This window comes from Rhizobium sp. BK379, from assembly GCF_014193955.1.
Classification (GTDB): Bacteria; Pseudomonadota; Alphaproteobacteria; order Rhizobiales; family Rhizobiaceae; genus Rhizobium.
Genome location: NZ_JACIAD010000003.1, coordinates 164,829 through 182,042, shown reverse-complemented (window position 1 = coordinate 182,042; position 17,214 = coordinate 164,829). Strand labels below are relative to the sequence as shown.

The following is a 17,214-nucleotide window of genomic DNA, read 5'->3' as shown; positions in this document are numbered from 1 at the left end:
GCCAAAAACCAAAAAACCCCATGAAAGCGTCCCATCCGCGACGGGGCCATCATGGGGCGAAACTGCCCAGCGACTATCGAAGTCATGTGAGAATGCGGAGCGTTTTGCCTAATCCGCAGGCTTGAATAAAATACAGGCAATTCAACTTTGTCAAGCGCGCGTCGGGCGAAATACGAGGGGCGATACCGTGAGATCACAACTGCAGGCCGAAGGCCTGACGATGAAGCTTTTGCGCCGTGCGAGACACCAGTGGGAGTGCTTGCAAAAACATCAACTCAGACGATAGTGTCGATGACGTTTTTTATTGGGGCGGCATTGAATGAAAGCGCAAATAAAGGTCAATGCCGAAGATATCAATAGGAAGCTCAACCGGCTCGGACCGGGTGATGAGCTTTACCTGAAAAAAGGCCGTTACTCCGATCCGATAACGATAGCAGGTAAACGAGGTTCCGAGGAACGTCCTATATGCATCACCGGTCCGGGAGCAACCCTGGGCTCTGATATGGACTTCGACGCCTACCAGGAAACTGCGAACAAACTGGCTGCCGCTCACCAGAGGGGCGGTTCGTTTCCCGGTATCTATTTCATGGCCGACAATGCGGCTTTGACATTGCGCGATTGCCAATGGGTTATCATCGACGAACTGGTTTTCAGGAACTGCTGGCCGACAGCAATATACCTCGACAATTGCCAGCACATTTTCATACGCCGCGTCGATTTCAGGGGAGGATGCATTGCGATCGGTGCGGCCGGCCCCTACACGCGTCACCTGCTCATCGAAAAATGCAGCTGGGTGCAGGATACGAAAAGCCACGGCGAAGACGACGTTCTGTCGATCAGGGGCAATGGTCACGTTCGTGCCGACTTGTCCCCGACAGACTGCAGGCTTTGGAGCGATATCCTCTGGAAGCAGGTGCATGGATCTGGCGACGAGGATGGTCCGGTTGATCCGAACGGCGATGCACGTGCCTATGACGGCGATTTCTTCCGAGCCTGGACCATTGCCGGATATGTCATCATCCGCGACAACGTAATCACAGACGCATTCAATGGCGTTCATTTCTTCAATCAGGCATCGGAGTCCACCAAGGAGGCCTTCGCCCGGAATATTCTCATCGAAGATAATTGGTTCGTGCGGATAAAGGACAATGCCGTCGAGCCTGAGAATTTTGCATGGAACTGGACGATCCGTCGAAACCAGTTCGTCGATTGCTACATGCCGTTTTCCTTCGAAATGCAGCGCTCCGGCTACTTTTATATCTATGGCAATCTTGGCTGGAACATTCACATTCCCGGACCCGAAGGCGACAAGCATGCCAAGGGCGTGCTTTTCAAGTTTCCCGAGACGCACATTGCGGATGGACCGCATTACGTCTTCAACAATACCTGGCTCCTTCGAGCGCCGATTGCCAAGAAGAAGAGATTTGCGAAGCTGGAGCATCGCAACAACCTCATTGGCTATGCGACTGACGCCGATAAATTCAAATGGGAGGGTTGTTCTCCATTCGGATCAGGCTGGAGCTTGGACTTTTGTCCCTTGACCGAACAGGAAGATCTGCTCCGCTTTGAAGAGAATTGCTTTACCCGTTCCTGGAAGTCTCTTGGCATCGTCTTTGATGGCGACGTGATCTCGCACCGGGATTTTCCCGGCCGATTGCGGGAGGCGCACTATGATATCGGCGAAAATGCCAGGTATGCGGACGTTCAATTCCATAATCGGACCATTGGTCTGCCATCCGGATTGAGGATGACCAAGGCTCCGCCGGCAGTAGCTTTCCCGATCGAGTTGCCGGATAAATCGCGCCGTTTGTTTGCGCCATCCAACTATTGTGTCGGCGCCTGGCAAGAAACCGGCCGGATCGATGTCTTTGATCCGCTATTCGCACTCATATGGCCGACACCAGCGCAATATTCTGAGGAATGCCAATCCTAGGAAGGCAAGAGCGTAGCGACGGAAATATCTGCCTTCGAAGCAGGGCGAACAAGATCGACGTCGATATCGCCAGTCCGCAGCCCGCTGGTCTGATAATCAACGCGTGCCACCAAGAGCTAAGTTCACGCAGAGGCTCGACCTCTATACGAAGAGTTCGTCCTTGCTCGCCATGAAAGTCTGGCCAGCGGCAAGGGTGACGGTGAATCTGCCGTCCGCAAAACGGATGACGGTCTGAATATCCCGTGCTGCCGAAATCGCAATCTTCACCGGCCTGCCATTCTCCCAGTCGAGGTCGAGAAGCATGCCGCCCCGCACGCGCAAACCGCGCACTGAGCCGCGTGGCCAGGCTTTGGGCAAGGCCGGGAGCAGGTGAATTTCGCCGGGGCGAGACTGCACCAGCATTTCTAGGATGCCGGTGGCCCCACCGAAATTGCCGTCGATCTGGAAGGGCGGATGGGCGTCGAACAGATTGGTATAGGTCCGCTCGGGGCTGATCAGCATTTTGACCACATCGAGCGCATGATCGCCGTCACGAAGCCGTGCCCAGAGATTGATGCGCCAGCCAATGCCCCAGCCCGTCGCGTCGTCACCGCGGGTTTCCAGTGAGCGGCGGGCCGCCGCTGCAAGAGCGGGCGTCCTGTCCATGTCGATCTGCCAACTCGGATAGAGGCCGTAGAGATGCGAGACATGGCGGTGATGGATCTCCGGTACCTGCATATCCCAGTCTTCAAGCCATTCCTGCAACTGACCGGCAGCACCAATCCGGTCGGGCGGTAGGCGCGGCAACACGCGGTCGATCGTGGAGACCAGTGCGTCTTCGCCGCCGATGGAGACTGCGAGCGGGCGCAGCAGATTGAGGAAATCCCGGATGATCTGGCTATCCATGGCCGGCCCGGCACATAGGGAGGCGCCATGCGGATGGACGTTCTCCGGGGAGAGCGAAGGATTGGTCACCAGATAATCGGTGCCCGGAAGAGGAACCAGCACATCGAAGATAAACTCGGCAGCGGCCTTGGCAACAGGGAAAAGCCGCCGGCGTAAGCCTTCGGCGTCATCAAGATAATCGCTGAGGTCGAGCAGTTGCGCCATGAGCCAGGCGCCACCAGTCGGCCAGAGTCCCCATTTGGCACCATCGATCGGACCGGTCGCACGCCAGAGATCGGTATTGTGGTGCATGACCCAGCCGCGGGCGCGGTAGTGCACCTCAGCCATCTCGCTGCCGGTTTCGGCAAGCTCTTCCGCCATCTCGACAAGAGGCTCGATACATTCCGGCAGATTGGCCGGCGCCGGCAGCCAGTAGTTCATCTGCAGATTGATGTTGGCAGTATATTTGCTGCCCCAGGGCGGGTCGGTCTCCTCGTTCCAGATGCCCTGCAGGTTTGCCGGCTGGGTGCCAGGGCGCGATGAGGCGATCATCAAGTAGCGGCCGAACTGCACATAAAGGGCAGCCAGTGCCGGATCATTGCCTTCGGCAAAGCCACCAATACGACGATCTGTTGGCTGAGAAGCTGCCGGTGTCGTGCCGAGATCGACAGTGAAGCTCCGAAACAGCCTTTGATGTTCGGTGATATGGTCACGGCGCATGCTCTCGATGCTACGGCGCGCGGCTTTCGAAAGGCGTCCGGCAATTATGCCATCCGCATCGCCGGAGACGTCGTCATAACGGCGGAAACTCGTGGCTGCATCGAGCAGGATCAGCAGCTCGTCGGCGCCCTCGGCGGATAGTATGCCGCTCGAAGAGCTGACACTCCCTCCTATGTTGACCACCCTGATGCCGAAGGCGAAGCGCAGGGCGGCGGGGATGCCCCATTCCGCCTTGCCGGTGCCGGAGAAAGTGAGTCCTGGGTCGGCTTGCTCGACGAATTGTCCCCGTTGCGGACTGTCGATTGATATCCGGCATCTGATGGCTCCGGGCCGATCTGCCGAAAGGCGCAGGACAAGCACGCCATCAACTGGGGAAACAAAGGCCTCGCGAAAGAAAGTGATGCCTTCGGAAATGTACGAAGTCATGGCGATCGCCGTATCGAGATCGAGCGTGCGACGATAGCTGCCGACGGTCTGCGAATGGAGAAAATCGATATGGAGATCGCCGACCGGCTGGTACGACATCTGCTTGATCGGCCGCGCCATCAGATGTTCTTCGGCCATCGCTTCCGCTTCGGCGTAACGGCCTGCGAAGATCAGCTCCCGCACATCCTCCAAGTGGCCATAGGCATCGGCATTGACGGGCTGGTAAGGCCCGCCGGCCCAGAAGGTGGCTTCGTTGAATTGCAGTCGTTCGGAAACAGGGTCGCCGAAGACCATAGCACCAAGCCGACCATTGCCGAGCGGCAGCGCATCCGTCCAGAGCCGCGCAGGGGCATCGTACCAGAGAAGGTTGTCCGTCATGATCATTCTGCCGGGATGCTGTTTGCCGGTCTGATGTCGCGGATCCGCAGGCCGTCGACGCTGAAGAGCAGCGCCTTTCTCGCGGAAAAGCCGGCGCTGACCGTCTCGCCCGGGCGCAGCGTCCTTTCCGAGCGTTCCTCGATGATCACGGATTGGCCCGAGGTGAGAGTTCCGTAGATGAAGCGGGTTCCTCCAAGATTTTCCACGACATCGACCTTGACGTCGATCGCGCCGCCGCTTTCGTCCTGTCCGGTGAAATGTTCCGGGCGGATGCCGACCTTGACCGGCATGTCCTTGCCCGCGCCGACGATGGCTGCTCTGAAAGCACTGCCGCAATCGAGCTTGATCACCCCGTCCGCGCCGAGCGTGCCATCGAGGAAATTCATCCGCGGCGAGCCGATGAAGCCGGCGACGAAGAAATTGTCGGGATCGGCATAAAGCGTATCCGGCGTGCCTGCCTGCTCGATCTTGCCGGCGCGCATGACGACGATCTTATCGGCGAGTGTCATCGCTTCGGTCTGGTCATGCGTGACATAGATCATCGTCGCGCCGATGCGCCGGTGCAGTTTAGCGATTTCTACGCGCATGGAGACTCGGAGTTCCGCATCGAGGTTCGACAAGGGTTCGTCGAACAGGAAGACGGCGGGGTTGCGAACGATCGCACGGCCGATCGCAACGCGCTGGCGCTGTCCGCCAGAGAGTTGAGCGGGCTTGCGTTTCAGGAGCGGCTCGATCTGCAAGGTCGAGGCGGCAGCCGCAACGCTCCGGTCGATATCGGCCTTGCCCATGCCGGCCATGCGCAGCGAGAAGCCGATATTCTGCTCCACCGTCATATGCGGATAAAGCGCATAATTCTGGAAAACCATGGCGACTCCGCGTTCGATGGGATCGGCCTCGTTCATGCGCCGTCCGCCGATCGTCAGGTCGCCGGCGGTGATCTTCTCCAGGCCGGCGATCATGCGCAGAAGCGTCGACTTTCCGCAGCCGGAGGGACCGACGAAGACCGTGAACGAACCGTCGTCGACGCTCAGATTGAGCCCCTCTATCGCCTGAAAGCTGCCATAGGATTTGTCGATATCGTGCAACTCTACACTGGCCAAAGCTTCCTCCCTTTAACCGCTTGGCGGGCGGAACGCGTCAGGTGATCCGTCGCGTCGAGCCTCGCAGGATGATGTCGCATTCGAGGACGACACTGCGCGTCGCCCCGCCTGACGGCTCCGTCAGGCGTTCCACGAGAATGTCCGTGATGGTTTCAGCAATGCTTGCCACCGGCTGGGCGACGGCAGTAATGCCGGCTTCGTAGAGCCGGAAGATTGCCACATCGTCGAAGCTGGCAAGCGAAACATCCTCGGGCACGTGCCGGCCGTTCTCCTTCAGCCAGCTCAGCCCTCCGACTGCCATGCCATAATTGGCGGAAAAGATCGCGGTGGGCGGATTTTCAAGCGACATCAATCGCTTGGTGGCCTCATAACCGCCGTCCATGCGCCAGTTTCCACGCGCCGCGAGGGTAGGATCGATTGTGATACCCCGGTCGCGCAACGCCTGTTCATAGCCCGCCAGCCGTTCAATACCCGAAGAATTGCGCGGATCGCCTGTCAAAATGCCGATGCGGCTATGGCCGAGATCGATGAGGTGGCTGACGATGCGATAGCTCGCCCGATGGTTCTCAACCATGACCCGGTCTGCTGCCAGCCCGCGAACGTCGTTGTTATAGAAGATGATCGGAATGTCGTGATGGATCAGGTCGTCGACACGGTCATAAACTTCCGCGGTGCCGTCCATGACCAGCGCATCGACACGCTGCGCGGCGAAGAAATCGAGTGCCTCGGCGACCACGCGCGGATCACCGCCATGGCAGTAAGTCAGCAGTGCCCGTCCGGTTGGACGAACCGAATGGGCGAGATGCTCGAGCATGCGGGAATGGAATTCGTCGAAGGTCGGCACCAGGAAGCCGATCATATGGGTGAGGTCGGTGCGGATCGATGCGGCAGCAGCATTGCGCCGGTAGCCGAGGTCCTGGATCGCCTGCTCGATCTGTTCGCGGTTGGAGCGGCGGATCGTCTGGCCGTTGAGATAGCGGGACACGGTGCCGACTGCGACGTTTGCCACCCTGGCAACGTCGATGATCGTGGCTCCGCGCCTCTTTCCGGCCGTCTGGTCCGTCTGTTGCATTTCGAGCGGGCTCCTGCGTTCATCCATGGGAAATGACACCTGGCCAGGCGCCTTTCCGTCGTATAGCCCAGCGCTCCGCCGCCCACCAGTATTGCGGGCGGCAAGAGCAAAGTCCGACGGCTCCCTTACTTCAACCTGCATTATGCGCCTTCGAAGACCACGGCGCTGTGGATGCGCAGGCGCGGAACCGTGATATTGATGGCGCCATCGTCACCCGCATTCCAGGCAAGATCCTCTCCTGTCATCGCATCGAAAACGCGCTTCGGTTTTGCCGGCAGGCGCACCGTGGCGTTGACGGGGCCGATCGCCGGAATGTCCTCGATCATTTCCATGACCCGGGTCGAACCGTCATCGCCACGTACGTCCTTGCCGCGGATCTGCGGCGGACCGTAGAGGAGATGCAGGATATGGCGGTCGTGCTCGATCTGATGCGTCAGCGTCGCCCGTCCGGACGAGGGCAGATCGGTGACCATGGCCGGATCGGGAACAAGCCGGTCGAGAAGGCCGCGAACCAGGTATTTGTAGAGCGGCTGGCCCATCGCCCGGTAAAGCCGGAAGATCGGATAGGCGATGTAGGCTGCGCCCTTGTGTTCGGTCACTGCCGCGCCCAGCATATCGGCATCCGGGTCATCGGGCGCGTGCTGATGTGAGCAGAAATGCTTGTAGGAGCGGTTGAAGTAGGACGGATAGACGCCGGCCAGCACCGTTGCGCCCACCGAACTGACGGCTTCGGCATCATCATAGAAAACGAAGGCCGTTTCCGGCATGGAGGGGTCGAGATCCTTTCCGGCTTTCACATAGCTAGGCTTGAAAGCGATGGGCGCGGCTCCTCTTTCGATACCGAAGTCGACAGCAAATTGTCCGTTTTCATCAAGGCCTGAATGCCAGGAAGCGATGATCTTGCCGCCGCCGGCGAGATAGGATTTCAGCCGGGCAGCGAGCGCGGCATCGACAGGGATTTCGTCCGGCAGGATCAGCAGGCGGTACTGCTCGAAACGGCCGGACCTGTCGAGTACGTCAAAAGGCCGTTTCAGCTCCTGCAGTACCTGGGCGGCGCCGTCATCGCTTGGATGGTTGCGCGCGCCTTTGGGGTTCATGTGTTCCGCCGAAAGGATCGCGATTTCGGAAATCTGCTTTGCGCCCTCCAGGAAGGGTTCGAGTTTTTCGACACGATGATAGGCCGGCGCAATCGAAGCATAGGTATCGGGGTTGATCGCTCCGTTCGGATGAAGCTGGTCGCCGACCAGGCATTTGGAGCCGAGCGCGATCATTTGTGCGCACTCATATTCCAGCGCGTCCGGGTGCTTGAAGCCGCCGAACTCTCCCCAGGATGTATGGAACTTGCCGGTATGAGCGAGGAAATCCATGCCGAGCGTGGCGGCATAACGGGCGCTCGACGGGAAATGGTCGTAGCCCCAGCCGCCGGTCGGCAGGCTTTCAAGCTCGAGATGGGAGTAGGTCGAAAAGCGCTCCGGTCCCTGCTTGTGGATGTGACCGCAATTGTAGAAGACACGCAGGCCCGGAAATTCGGCAAACAGCGCTTCACTCGTCTCGCGGCGGAACTGCTCATTGACGGCTTCGTCGTTCTTCAGGCGGTCGGCCGGGTTTTCAGGGTCGAGACCTTCGCACAGCATGCGTTCGACGCAGGCTGGGCAGACGCAGTCCGGCGTCAGGATGATATCGAAGAAGAGGCCCTGCGTCGGATAGTTCTGCGCGACCTCGCGTGCCTGTTCGAGGATATAGTGCCTGAGGCCCGCATGATTGAGGCAGAGCGTGTGCCAGGCGGGGCTGAGCTGCTTGCCGGCGGAAGGGTCGGTCGGCCGGTCGTGATGATAGTGGTTCGAGGCGCTCATCGCCCGCCATTCGGGATGTTCGCGCGCCGTCAGCTCATCCCATTGTACCGAAATATAGATCGGGCTTTCGATATCGGCTGCGGCAAGTGCCTTCACCATGTCGCCGAGAAGGTCCGGGCGGGCAAGCTGCGGATGCGGCTTGCCGACCTTAGTCGGATAATAGGACCAGCCGTGATGGCACTTGGCGAAAATGGTGATGGAATCGACGTGGGCTGCCTTCAGCGTCGAGACGAAGGCATCCGGATCGAAATCGGCGCCGATGCCCGGAATATGTTCCGATGTATGGAAGTCGAGATGGATCTGGCGGTAACGCAGCGGCTTGTTCGTTGTCTTGGGCATGGGTCCTATTCCTTTGCGCCGGTGCGGGTTTGCGAGCCGGCGGCGAACTGACGTTGGAAAACGAGGAAGACGAGCAGGGGGACGATGGTGGTGAGGATGGCCGCCACCGATCTCAGGTCCCAGTTGATCTCGTAGCTGCCGGAAATGCGGGCAAGCAGCACGGGAAGGGGCACATCGCTGCGCAGGAAGAGCATAGGCAGCAGGAGCGCATTCCATGTCCAGAGGAACTGCAGGATGCCGACGGCAAAGATTGGCGACAGACTGTTCGGCAGCACCACATGGCGGAAGGTCGCGAGCGGTCCGCAGCCGTCGATCTTGGCGGCCTCCACGAGTTCGCGCGGAAAATCCTCGAAGAAGTTTTTGACGAGGAAGATAGACCAGGCGAAGGACAGCCCGACATAGGGAATGAGCACAGAGAGAATGTTGTCGATCAGCCCCATGTCGCGCCAGAGCGTGAAGAGCGGAATGATGACGACCTGTTGCGGCAACACGAATGCGTTGATGATGATGATCAGGAGCACCCGGCGGAAGGGGAATGTCAGAAAGTGGAAGGCATAGGCGGCGGCCGGTGTGAGCAGCATGGTGAGTGCCGTCGCAATACCCGCCGTCTTCATCGTCACCCACATGGAGTCGGCGAGCGGGTATTTGTCCCAGACGCGGTGCCAGGCATCGAGCGTAAGATCGAAATGATCGAAGCGCCACCAGCCGAGCGATACGCCCTCCGGCGGACGCAACGAGGTGACGACGATGCCGATGATCGGGATCACCCAGATGAAGGCGACGATGCCGACGACGATGATAATCCAGCGAGGAGCTTTGCCGATCATTTCGCACCTGCCGTTCGCTGGATGATGGCGGGGATCGAGACGATCAGGACTGCAAGCAGCAGGATGACGGTAGCGGCCGCACCATAGCCCAGTTTGAACTGGGTCATGGATTCCCGATACATGAAATAGCCGACGGTTTCGGTCGAACGCACCGGCCCCCCACCGGTCAGGATATAGATGATGTCGAAGGCGCGCAGAGCCGTCAGAAGGTTGATGAAGACGGCGACGCGCACGCCTGGCATCGACAGCGGCATCATGATGTGCCGCATGGTCGAGAGCGGCCTGGCACCATCCATGTAGGCAGCTTCGAGCACAGATTTGGGGATCGCCTGTATGGCGGCGAAGATCAGCATCAGCGGCAGACCGACGCCGCTCCAGGAGGCTGCAACGATCAGCGCCCAGAGTGCGGTGTTGGCGTCGCCCAGCCAGGCATGGGCAAAACCGGGAAAGCCCAGAAGCTGGATCAATGAATTGAGCAGACCGCCGGCATCCGGCCTGTAGATGCCGATCCACATATAGCCTGATACCGCTTCCGAAATGCCGAAGGCCGCAAAGATCATCACGCGGAAGGGCAGGGTTTGCTGCGGCGCGAAGGCACACAGCATCGCCAGAACCCAGCCGATCGCCACCGAGATCACGGTCGTGCCGATGGTGAAGATCAAGGTCGTCAACAGCGTGTTGCGAAAAGCCGCGTCGGCGAAGAGCCGCGCATAATTGCCGAAGCCGATAAAGGCCGGCTTTCTGAGCCCCTGGATATCCCAGAAGCTCAGCCGGATCGTCTCGACCAGCGGATAGATCACGGCGATCGCAAACAACACGATAACCGGCGCAATCAGGATCAGTGCGGCGGGCGTGTCCCTAAGCAGACGCCGACGGCCTTTGATGCCAGCCGCCAGCGGAGAACCCTGCATCACGCCCGCCGCTTCCCGCACCGGGGAAGCGGAGGTGTCAGCCATCAGTAGGAACCTTGGGCCTTGGTTTCGATGGCCGCAAGAACCGTATCGATATTGGCGCTCGACGGATCCTGCAGGAACTTTTGCAGCTGCACGCGATACTCGTCGACGAGATCGCCGGGCAGCAGGTCGCCGAGCACGAATTGCAGCTTCGAGCTTGCGACGGCCTGTGTCGCCACTTTCTGTGCTTCACCATAGAGCGAAGCATCGACATTGCTGCTTGGCGAGGCATAACCGGCCTTGGCGAGAATGTTGGCGGCCTCGGCACTCGTCCAGAAATCGAGGAAGGCATCTGCCGCCTTCGGATTAGGGCCATTCGTCGTCACCAGCAGCTCCTTGGCGTCGACGCTCGATGTATCGTCATGGCCCATGCCGAGAGACGGGAACTGGAACAGACCGTAATCCTTGCCCTCGACCAGCTTGTAGTCGTTCTTGGCGCGATTATTCATCCACATGCCGATCAGCAGATAGTTCTTGGCGTTGGCCTGGAAGACCTGGTCGGCCTCACCGTCCCAGTCGTTGGCAAGCATGGTGTTCGGCGCCCCGCAGCAGCCGGACGTCAGCATCTCGGCGTATTTTGTCAGCGCGGTCTTCACAGCTGGATCGGTCCACGGGATTTCATGGGCGCCAAGCTTCGCCGCCGTCTCGGCACCTGCGGTTCTGAGCAACAGGGTTTCAAACCATTCGGCATGCGCCCAGTATTTGCCGGGGATCGCGATCGGGGCCGCATAGCCCGCCTTTGTAAGCTTCGCGAAGGAGGCGACAAATTCGTCCCAGGTCTTCGGCGGTTCGGCAATACCGGCCTTGGCGAGATGCTCCTTCTTGTACCAGATGCCGGAGCGGTCACCGAAGGTGTAGGTCAGGCCGTAGGTCTTGTCGCCGATGGATCCGAGATCCTTCCACGACTGGCTGACGAGCTTGTCCCAACCGAAGGATTTCCACTGATCGTCGATCGGCCGGAGCATGCCGGCATCGGCAAGTTCCTTGCGAAAGGCCGGCCACGTGTTGAAGAGCACATCGACGACCTCGCCGCCCATCAGCGCGGTGCGGATGCCGCCGCGCATGTCACCCTGGCCAGTGATGGCGACTTCGCGGATCGTGACATTGGGATATTTCGCCAGAAAGGCCTTCTGGATCGAGTGCATCATGTCGAGTTCTGAGCCGCCGAGCCAGTTCAGAACGACGAGTTCGCCGCTAACTGCATCCTGAGCTCTCGTTGCGCCTGCCATGGCCAGCAGGGCGGTGCTGCCCGCTCCTGCGAGCAACGTGCGGCGACGGATTTCGGGCATAAATCTATTGCTGCTGGTCATGTCACGTCCTCCCAAACGTTGACTGCTGCCATCCGGCATTCAATTTAGTTGAAACGTTATCATCTATTTTGTATCCAACAAGTGTTTTTATCGATAAACAAACGACAATTTACTTAAGTCGTTGTCAAAAACCGATAAAATTGATCTTGTATGATGATTTAGAGCCGGGTTTCCCACGCTGCGCGAGCGCAAAAGGGACATGGCAATGGAAGCCGCCTTTCTAACTTGCGATGGCGTTGCTCGAACTGGCGTCAGCATGGCGCACGATCTCGTGAACAACCATGTTCGCGGTCGGTACATTCCGCTTTCCGCCGTTGACGCTAGCGGATGGTAGCGTTACCATCTGAATAGACAGCGCCAAGAAAAGCTTTATTGCAATGGAGGAGACCTATGGGCGAGCAGGTGGAGGAGAAAAATCTTCACGGGCGCGTACAATCGATCGACCGCGCCATGATGCTGCTCGAAGCGATGGGAATGGACGAGCATGGCAACCGTCTGGTCGATCTCGCCAGCCGCACGGGTCTGGCGCCGTCGACGGTCCATCGCATTCTGACAACACTGGAGCAGTGGCAATTCATTCAGTACAATCCTAACGATCGCATGTGGCATATTGGCCGGCAGGCCTTTGCCATCGGTTCCGTGTTCACCCGTCAGAGCAATCTTGTTGCGACCGCGCTCCCCTATCTCAGGCGCTTGCGCGATCAGACCCGCGAAACCAGCAATCTCGGCTTCGTTCAGGACGGCGAGATGGTTTGCGTCGATCGGGTCGAGAGCCGCGATATCACCCGCAGCGTCAGCCGGGTCGGCAGCAGGGTGCCGATGACGGCCTCAGCCATGGGCAAGGCGATCCTGGCGACATATTCGCGGGAGGATCTGGAGGCGATCCTGTCGCGCGAGGGAAGCCGACGCTTCACGGCCAATACGCTCACGCGACAATCGGCTCTTTGCGCCGATCTCGAAAGAATCCGGGCGGACGGTTATGCGGTCGATGACGAGGAGCTGGTTTCCGGCCTGCGTTGTGTGGCAGCTGCCGTCTATGACCATCGCGGCGAAGCGATCTGCGCCATATCGCTGTCGAGCCTCGCGTCGCGGATAACGCCACAGCGGATTCCAGTGCTCGGGCGCCTGCTCGCTGAGACTTCGGCGCAGTTGACGGCGGCTCTCAGCGGGGAGATGCCGCCTGTCAACGCCATTGCGAGCTGACGCGAAACACTCTGCTCGAAATGAACCGCCGGCTGTTTCGAGCCGGCGGCTTTCTTTGTGGCTCAGGACCAGTCGACGACGATCACCTCGTGGTCGAGGATCGTGCCGACATCGATGGCGATTTCGCTGCCCTCGTCAGCGATCTTCACAGTCTTTCCCGCAACCCTGAGATTTGCGTCGGAGGCAGTCTTGCCGCTCGGTTTGCGCAGACGCAGGGTCACCGGACCAATCGGTACGAGCTCGTTCTGGCGACCGGGCACGCGGGAGACCAGAACGCGGTTGTTGAGGTGAACGATCTGCCGTCTATCCTGCTGATAGAGCGCGGCCGTAGCAAGACCATGCGTGCCTTCCAGCCTCAGCAGCGATCGGTCGGCAAGCATCCAGCGCGCGGCATTGGTAATCAGCCGCGCGTGCTCAAACTGGTCGTCACGTGCATAACAGCGGTCGAGATCGGCAACGAACCAGACGAATTTGCCCTTGCCGTGTTCGCGGACGGTGATGGCAGGCACATCCGAATAAGGCTGCCGCATCCAGGAGGTTTCCGGCGGATAGATCGGAAAGTCCGGGATGAAAGTTGCCAGCACCTTGACGTCATCATCGACACTGACGATGGGCAGGTAGCCGCCGAAGGGAAGGGTGTCGGTTTCGTCAAGACCAGCAAGCACCGGATGCCGGCTTCCGTCAGCTTTCGGCGCGGTCTTGTCCGATGGTCCGTGGACACCGGCGCGCAGTTCAGGCAAGAGGCGCAGATAAGTGTGGCGTGCGCTGGTCTCGATGTCGGGATTGGCGGCCTCGAAGTCACCATGCGCGCCGTTCTCGCGATGGACGCCGAAAAGCTTAGCAAGAGCAAAGTCCTTTCGGCGGTCGCCATGCTCGCTGTAGAGGCTCGCTTCTGACGAAGCTATCACAGAACCGCCTTGGGCGGCGAAAGCTTCAACGGCAGCAACCTGCTTGTCCGACATGGCGGCGAGGTTCGGAAGGACAAGTACGCCGAAGCGCCCTGCAGCCTTGCCTATATCGTCGGCATTGACGGGCAGATAGGTAATCCCAGCCCGATCGAGCGCCCTTGTCGTGCCCCGATAGGGGTTCATGGTGCGGTCGTTTGCCTTGTCGCGGCCGTGATAGTCGTGGTTGTGCTGCGACCAGACGACGCCGACATCGGCCTGTGGCTGGCGATTGATCAGAATATCCTGGTTCGCCTCATGCCATTTGAATATCGGCTCTGCCGTCCTGTATTGGCGGCGATCTTCATGAGACGAGCCGATATGATGCCACCAGGGCTGGATGCCGCCGGCAAAGCCGGAGGAGGACCACAGACGCACTTCGGCGGGCGGCATGCTGGCGAGGCGGAAAGCCGGCGAACCGAGCTGGTATTGCGGCGTACTCTCGGGGATGAGCTTGTCCCAACCACCAACTTCATGCAACCGCTTGCCAGTTTCGGTATTGTCCTCGAAACCGTCGACGAGGTTTCTGCGCTGATGGTCGAGCATAACGATCGGGCTGCGGGCAAGGATTTCCTTGAGATCGATGAAGCGATTGCCGTTGTTGAGGATATCGCCGCTGATCATGCCCATCCAGCAGCAGTCCTTGCCGCCGACTGCGGTGGTGACCTTGTTGTTGAATTCCCAGAGGTCAGTGCGTCGCTTGTAGTTCCACTGGATCCAGCGGCGATAGTTTTCGTCAGCCCAGTCATGGCGGCCGGGCAGGTCCACGGCCGACCATGCGAAGAACTGCTCGGTGCAATGCCGGCAATAGCAGATGTTCTTGCGCGGTATGCCAGCCCAGCTATTGTCGGCGAAACCGTCTGGCATTGTGCGTTCGATGATCTCGCGCATGATGTCAGGCAGATATTCGCTGTAGTAGGGCGAGTTGATGCAGGTGACGTATTTGTCAGCCTGACGATAGGGCTTGCCGTCGATATCGAGGCAGATCCAGTCCGGATGGGCACGATAGAAGTCTTCCGCGACGCGGTTTGAATCCATGCGCGCGATCACCTTCAGACCCTCCTCGCGTGCGGCCTTGACGATCTCGCCGTAGAGGTCTCGCTCTCCGAGCGTCAGCGCCTTGTGATGCAGGGGAAATTTCGTCGGGTAATAGCTGACAATGCCGCCGGCATTGATGATAACGCCTTGAACGCGCGTCTTGCGCCAGTGCTCCCGCCACCAGGTGTCGTCGTAGCGCTCGGGGTCGATTTCAACCAGATTGGTCTGTCCCCATCGCAGCGCCGTGCGGTACCAAGGTTCCGATCCCATGACTATTTCCACCCTTGTTTCAGTTGTTTGCCCCGCAAAACTAACTGAAAGCATTGTTTAGTCGCCGACTATTCCCGGAAATTCCACGATGTGGAAAATCCCGGCAAAGCGCTCGATGGTCATCCGGAATGTTGGCGCTTTATCCTAATAGCGGAAGTACGATCTACCGTGTCGGCAAAGGCTAGAGCGGTAATGCCAAGGGTAGGGACGGGCTGTGCCCTATGTGTCCTTGCTAGATTCCGTCGAGCGTGAGCGATCAGGCTTTCGTTTGCCACCAGACGAGTGCAAACGATGCAAAGGCAAAGGTGGTTGCGAGAAGGGTCTGATGGTCCATGACACTGTCCTTGTTGAAGCCGCATCATAATGCGGAGGCGGCGAAGAGGTTCCGCATGATCCCCGCGCCGCGACCACGCCGTAGGGGCCGACATCTTTGCGAAATTCGTGTGACGGCAGCGATGCCGGAGCTGATTGAAGACAATGGATCCGCTCAAGCTATGGCGATCTGAACTTCGCTGACGACCGGCTGGCGCCCAAAAGCTTGCGGTAAAATTCAAGGCAGATGCCGATCATCGCGATTTCGTGATCGCGGCCCTGGCAATAAGAGCATGCGTCGCCGTTGTCGACGCGCGTTGGCGCACCATCTGGCTCATCCGGATAGCATCAACACCGGAGGGACGACGATGACAGACAGGGAAGACCGTATCAGGCAGCGCGCCTATGAAATCTGGGAACGGGAAGGCCGTCCGCAGGGCGAGGATATGAGACACTGGCTTCAGGCGTTTCAGGAGATCAGCGCGAGCGTGGACGCAGACAGCCAGCCGGCCAGGAAGCCACGCGCGAAGAAGGCCACGGCCGCCGACAAGACGGCAAAGCCGAAGGTAGCAAGCAAATCCAAAGGCGGGGCCCAGAGCGTTCCGACGACAACACCGCCGCCGAAAGCTGCCAAGCCCGCCGGTGGTGTCACCAAACACTGACGGGGTTTTGGGTCGCGTTGCCATGCAGCCCATAGACATAAGCTTCTAAACGAGAAGGGCGCCTTGATCGGCCGCCCTGCAATCGTCTGTCGCTTTTTTATGGCCACCGCACCCCTCGGGGCGGCCCGACGTTTCCCGCCGTGTCGTGCTGCTGTGGTTCCACCGATCGATGTTACCTTGTCGATACATCAAACCGACAATCGGAGGACATTCCATCCGGCGGCCGCCGTCCCCACCGGTAAAGCCTGCTCACCCCCGACGTGACTCGGGTTTGGAGGCTGGGCCTTCGGACCGCAACCCACCCGCCTGATACGCCGGTCAGCCGCGCTGCTGGACGTGCAGCATGCGCTCGCGCGTTGCGAACCATTCCTCGGCGTAATCGTCGTTCCTGTACTCGTCGAAATAGGGGCCGCCATCTGTGAAATGCACGATCTTCGCGTCATCGCGCTTGTCATATTCGTTGACGAGATAGTTCCAGGTGACGGGCAGCTCGCCGATCAGATCGTCGCCGTCGAGCCACTTGAACTGGTGCAACTGCAGCCCGGTTGCGGTGTTGACATAATCAGGTGTCAGCGCCTTGCATTTCGCGTTGTTGAAGAGGATGAGGCTCGACCAGTTCTTCTTTTCGTATTTCGTCTGCACCTGGCCGAGAAACTTCGTTTCGACCTTCGGCTGGTAATCGTGCTTCACGCACATGACGGAATAGCGTTCATCGCGCAGCGCCCAGAGCTCGGCAATATCCGTGCGCGCAAGCATGTCGCAATCCATGAACAGGCTCCATCCCTCATACTGGCTGAGATAGGGCGTCAGGAAGCGCGAGAAGGAGAACTCGGTCGACTGCAGTGCGTTGCGCTCACGCGTGAATATGTTTGCGACATTGTGCAGGTAGATCGGCGTGATCCTCACGGGTACGCTCGATTTTTCCAGAATGCTTTGCGACAGCACGTGATGGGCAACGACTTCCTTTGAATCGAAACCAACATAGATGTTGACGATATCGGTCATATCAA

Annotated in this window: 13 protein-coding genes; 3 read left to right on the top strand and 10 right to left on the bottom strand. The window is 59.2% G+C overall.

Translation table 11 applies throughout. The annotated features are described in order from the left end of the window. Positions 1-301: 301 nt before the first annotated feature. On the bottom strand, positions 302-1,441 hold the full coding sequence (locus FHT93_RS35540; RefSeq protein ID WP_246781627.1) for a hypothetical protein: 1,140 nt from the start codon (positions 1,439-1,441) through the stop codon (positions 302-304). Positions 1,442-1,537: 96 nt separating this feature from the next. On the opposite strand from FHT93_RS35540, the gene FHT93_RS35535 reads away from it, so the two are divergent. Beyond that, positions 1,538-1,933, top strand: a complete 396-nt coding sequence (locus FHT93_RS35535) for a hypothetical protein (RefSeq protein ID WP_246781626.1) — start codon at positions 1,538-1,540, stop codon at positions 1,931-1,933. Between the two features lie 141 nt (positions 1,934-2,074). Here the strand turns inward: FHT93_RS35535 and FHT93_RS17225 are convergent, their stop codons facing one another. The 7 genes from FHT93_RS17225 to FHT93_RS17195 form a co-directional block, all read right to left on the bottom strand. Next, on the bottom strand, positions 2,075-4,321 hold the full coding sequence (locus FHT93_RS17225) for a glycoside hydrolase family 95 protein (protein ID WP_183848569.1): 2,247 nt from the start codon (positions 4,319-4,321) through the stop codon (positions 2,075-2,077). A 2-nt stretch (positions 4,322-4,323) separates the two neighbouring features. Beyond that, the gene (gene ugpC, locus FHT93_RS17220) at positions 4,324-5,421 is read right to left on the bottom strand and encodes a sn-glycerol-3-phosphate ABC transporter ATP-binding protein UgpC (protein ID WP_183848567.1); all 1,098 of its coding nucleotides are present in this window, start codon (positions 5,419-5,421) and stop codon (positions 4,324-4,326) included. A 37-nt stretch (positions 5,422-5,458) separates the two neighbouring features. After that, on the bottom strand, positions 5,459-6,493 hold the full coding sequence (locus FHT93_RS17215) for a LacI family DNA-binding transcriptional regulator (RefSeq protein WP_183848565.1): 1,035 nt from the start codon (positions 6,491-6,493) through the stop codon (positions 5,459-5,461). 140 nt (positions 6,494-6,633) lie between these two features. Then, on the bottom strand, positions 6,634-8,685 hold the full coding sequence (locus FHT93_RS17210; RefSeq protein WP_183848563.1) for an alpha-L-fucosidase: 2,052 nt from the start codon (positions 8,683-8,685) through the stop codon (positions 6,634-6,636). 5 nt (positions 8,686-8,690) lie between these two features. Next, the gene (locus FHT93_RS17205; RefSeq protein ID WP_112542405.1) at positions 8,691-9,512 is read right to left on the bottom strand and encodes a carbohydrate ABC transporter permease; all 822 of its coding nucleotides are present in this window, start codon (positions 9,510-9,512) and stop codon (positions 8,691-8,693) included. Beyond that, positions 9,509-10,468: a sugar ABC transporter permease gene (locus FHT93_RS17200; RefSeq protein WP_112542404.1), complete on the bottom strand. Its 960-nt coding sequence runs from the start codon at positions 10,466-10,468 to the stop codon at positions 9,509-9,511. Before FHT93_RS17200 ends, FHT93_RS17205 begins: the two co-directional genes overlap by 4 nt. Continuing rightward, positions 10,468-11,775, bottom strand: coding sequence for an extracellular solute-binding protein (locus tag FHT93_RS17195; protein WP_183848561.1), 1,308 nt, complete (start codon positions 11,773-11,775; stop codon positions 10,468-10,470). The genes FHT93_RS17200 and FHT93_RS17195 overlap by 1 nt, the downstream gene beginning before the upstream one ends. A 390-nt stretch (positions 11,776-12,165) precedes the next feature. On the opposite strand from FHT93_RS17195, the gene FHT93_RS17190 reads away from it, so the two are divergent. Next, positions 12,166-12,978, top strand: coding sequence for an IclR family transcriptional regulator (locus tag FHT93_RS17190; RefSeq protein WP_113203706.1), 813 nt, complete (start codon positions 12,166-12,168; stop codon positions 12,976-12,978). A gap of 62 nt (positions 12,979-13,040) precedes the next feature. On the opposite strand, the gene FHT93_RS17185 is transcribed toward FHT93_RS17190, so the two are convergent. Beyond that, positions 13,041-15,230 carry an alpha-amylase family protein gene (locus tag FHT93_RS17185; protein ID WP_210299321.1) on the bottom strand — a complete coding sequence of 730 codons (2,190 nt, stop codon included), beginning with the start codon at positions 15,228-15,230 and terminating at the stop codon, positions 13,041-13,043. A 680-nt stretch (positions 15,231-15,910) separates the two neighbouring features. Here FHT93_RS17185 and FHT93_RS17180 point away from each other — a divergent pair. Further along, on the top strand, positions 15,911-16,204 hold the full coding sequence (locus FHT93_RS17180) for a DUF2934 domain-containing protein (RefSeq protein ID WP_183848557.1): 294 nt from the start codon (positions 15,911-15,913) through the stop codon (positions 16,202-16,204). Positions 16,205-16,522: 318 nt separating this feature from the next. On the opposite strand, the gene FHT93_RS17175 is transcribed toward FHT93_RS17180, so the two are convergent. Next, on the bottom strand, positions 16,523-17,209 hold the full coding sequence (locus tag FHT93_RS17175; RefSeq protein ID WP_112542399.1) for a glycosyltransferase: 687 nt from the start codon (positions 17,207-17,209) through the stop codon (positions 16,523-16,525). Positions 17,210-17,214: the final 5 nt, after the last annotated feature.

Bases quoted from the DNA above. Each gene is read 5' to 3' on its own strand.
- FHT93_RS17185 (WP_210299321.1), bottom strand. From the start codon at position 15,230: ATGGGATCGGAACCTTGGTACCGCACGGCGCTGCGATGGGGACAGACC.
- FHT93_RS17200 (WP_112542404.1), bottom strand. From the start codon at position 10,468: ATGGCTGACACCTCCGCTTCCCCGGTGCGGGAAGCGGCGGGCGTGATG.
- FHT93_RS17225 (WP_183848569.1), bottom strand. From the start codon at position 4,321: ATGACGGACAACCTTCTCTGGTACGATGCCCCTGCGCGGCTCTGGACG.
- FHT93_RS35540 (WP_246781627.1), bottom strand. From the start codon at position 1,441: ATGCTCCAGCTTCGCAAATCTCTTCTTCTTGGCAATCGGCGCTCGAAG.
- FHT93_RS17195 (WP_183848561.1), bottom strand. From the start codon at position 11,775: ATGACCAGCAGCAATAGATTTATGCCCGAAATCCGTCGCCGCACGTTG.
- FHT93_RS17175 (WP_112542399.1), bottom strand. From the start codon at position 17,209: ATGACCGATATCGTCAACATCTATGTTGGTTTCGATTCAAAGGAAGTC.
- FHT93_RS17210 (WP_183848563.1), bottom strand. From the start codon at position 8,685: ATGCCCAAGACAACGAACAAGCCGCTGCGTTACCGCCAGATCCATCTC.
- FHT93_RS17180 (WP_183848557.1), top strand. From the start codon at position 15,911: ATGACAGACAGGGAAGACCGTATCAGGCAGCGCGCCTATGAAATCTGG.
- FHT93_RS17215 (WP_183848565.1), bottom strand. From the start codon at position 6,493: ATGCAACAGACGGACCAGACGGCCGGAAAGAGGCGCGGAGCCACGATC.
- FHT93_RS17190 (WP_113203706.1), top strand. From the start codon at position 12,166: ATGGGCGAGCAGGTGGAGGAGAAAAATCTTCACGGGCGCGTACAATCG.
- FHT93_RS17205 (WP_112542405.1), bottom strand. From the start codon at position 9,512: ATGATCGGCAAAGCTCCTCGCTGGATTATCATCGTCGTCGGCATCGTC.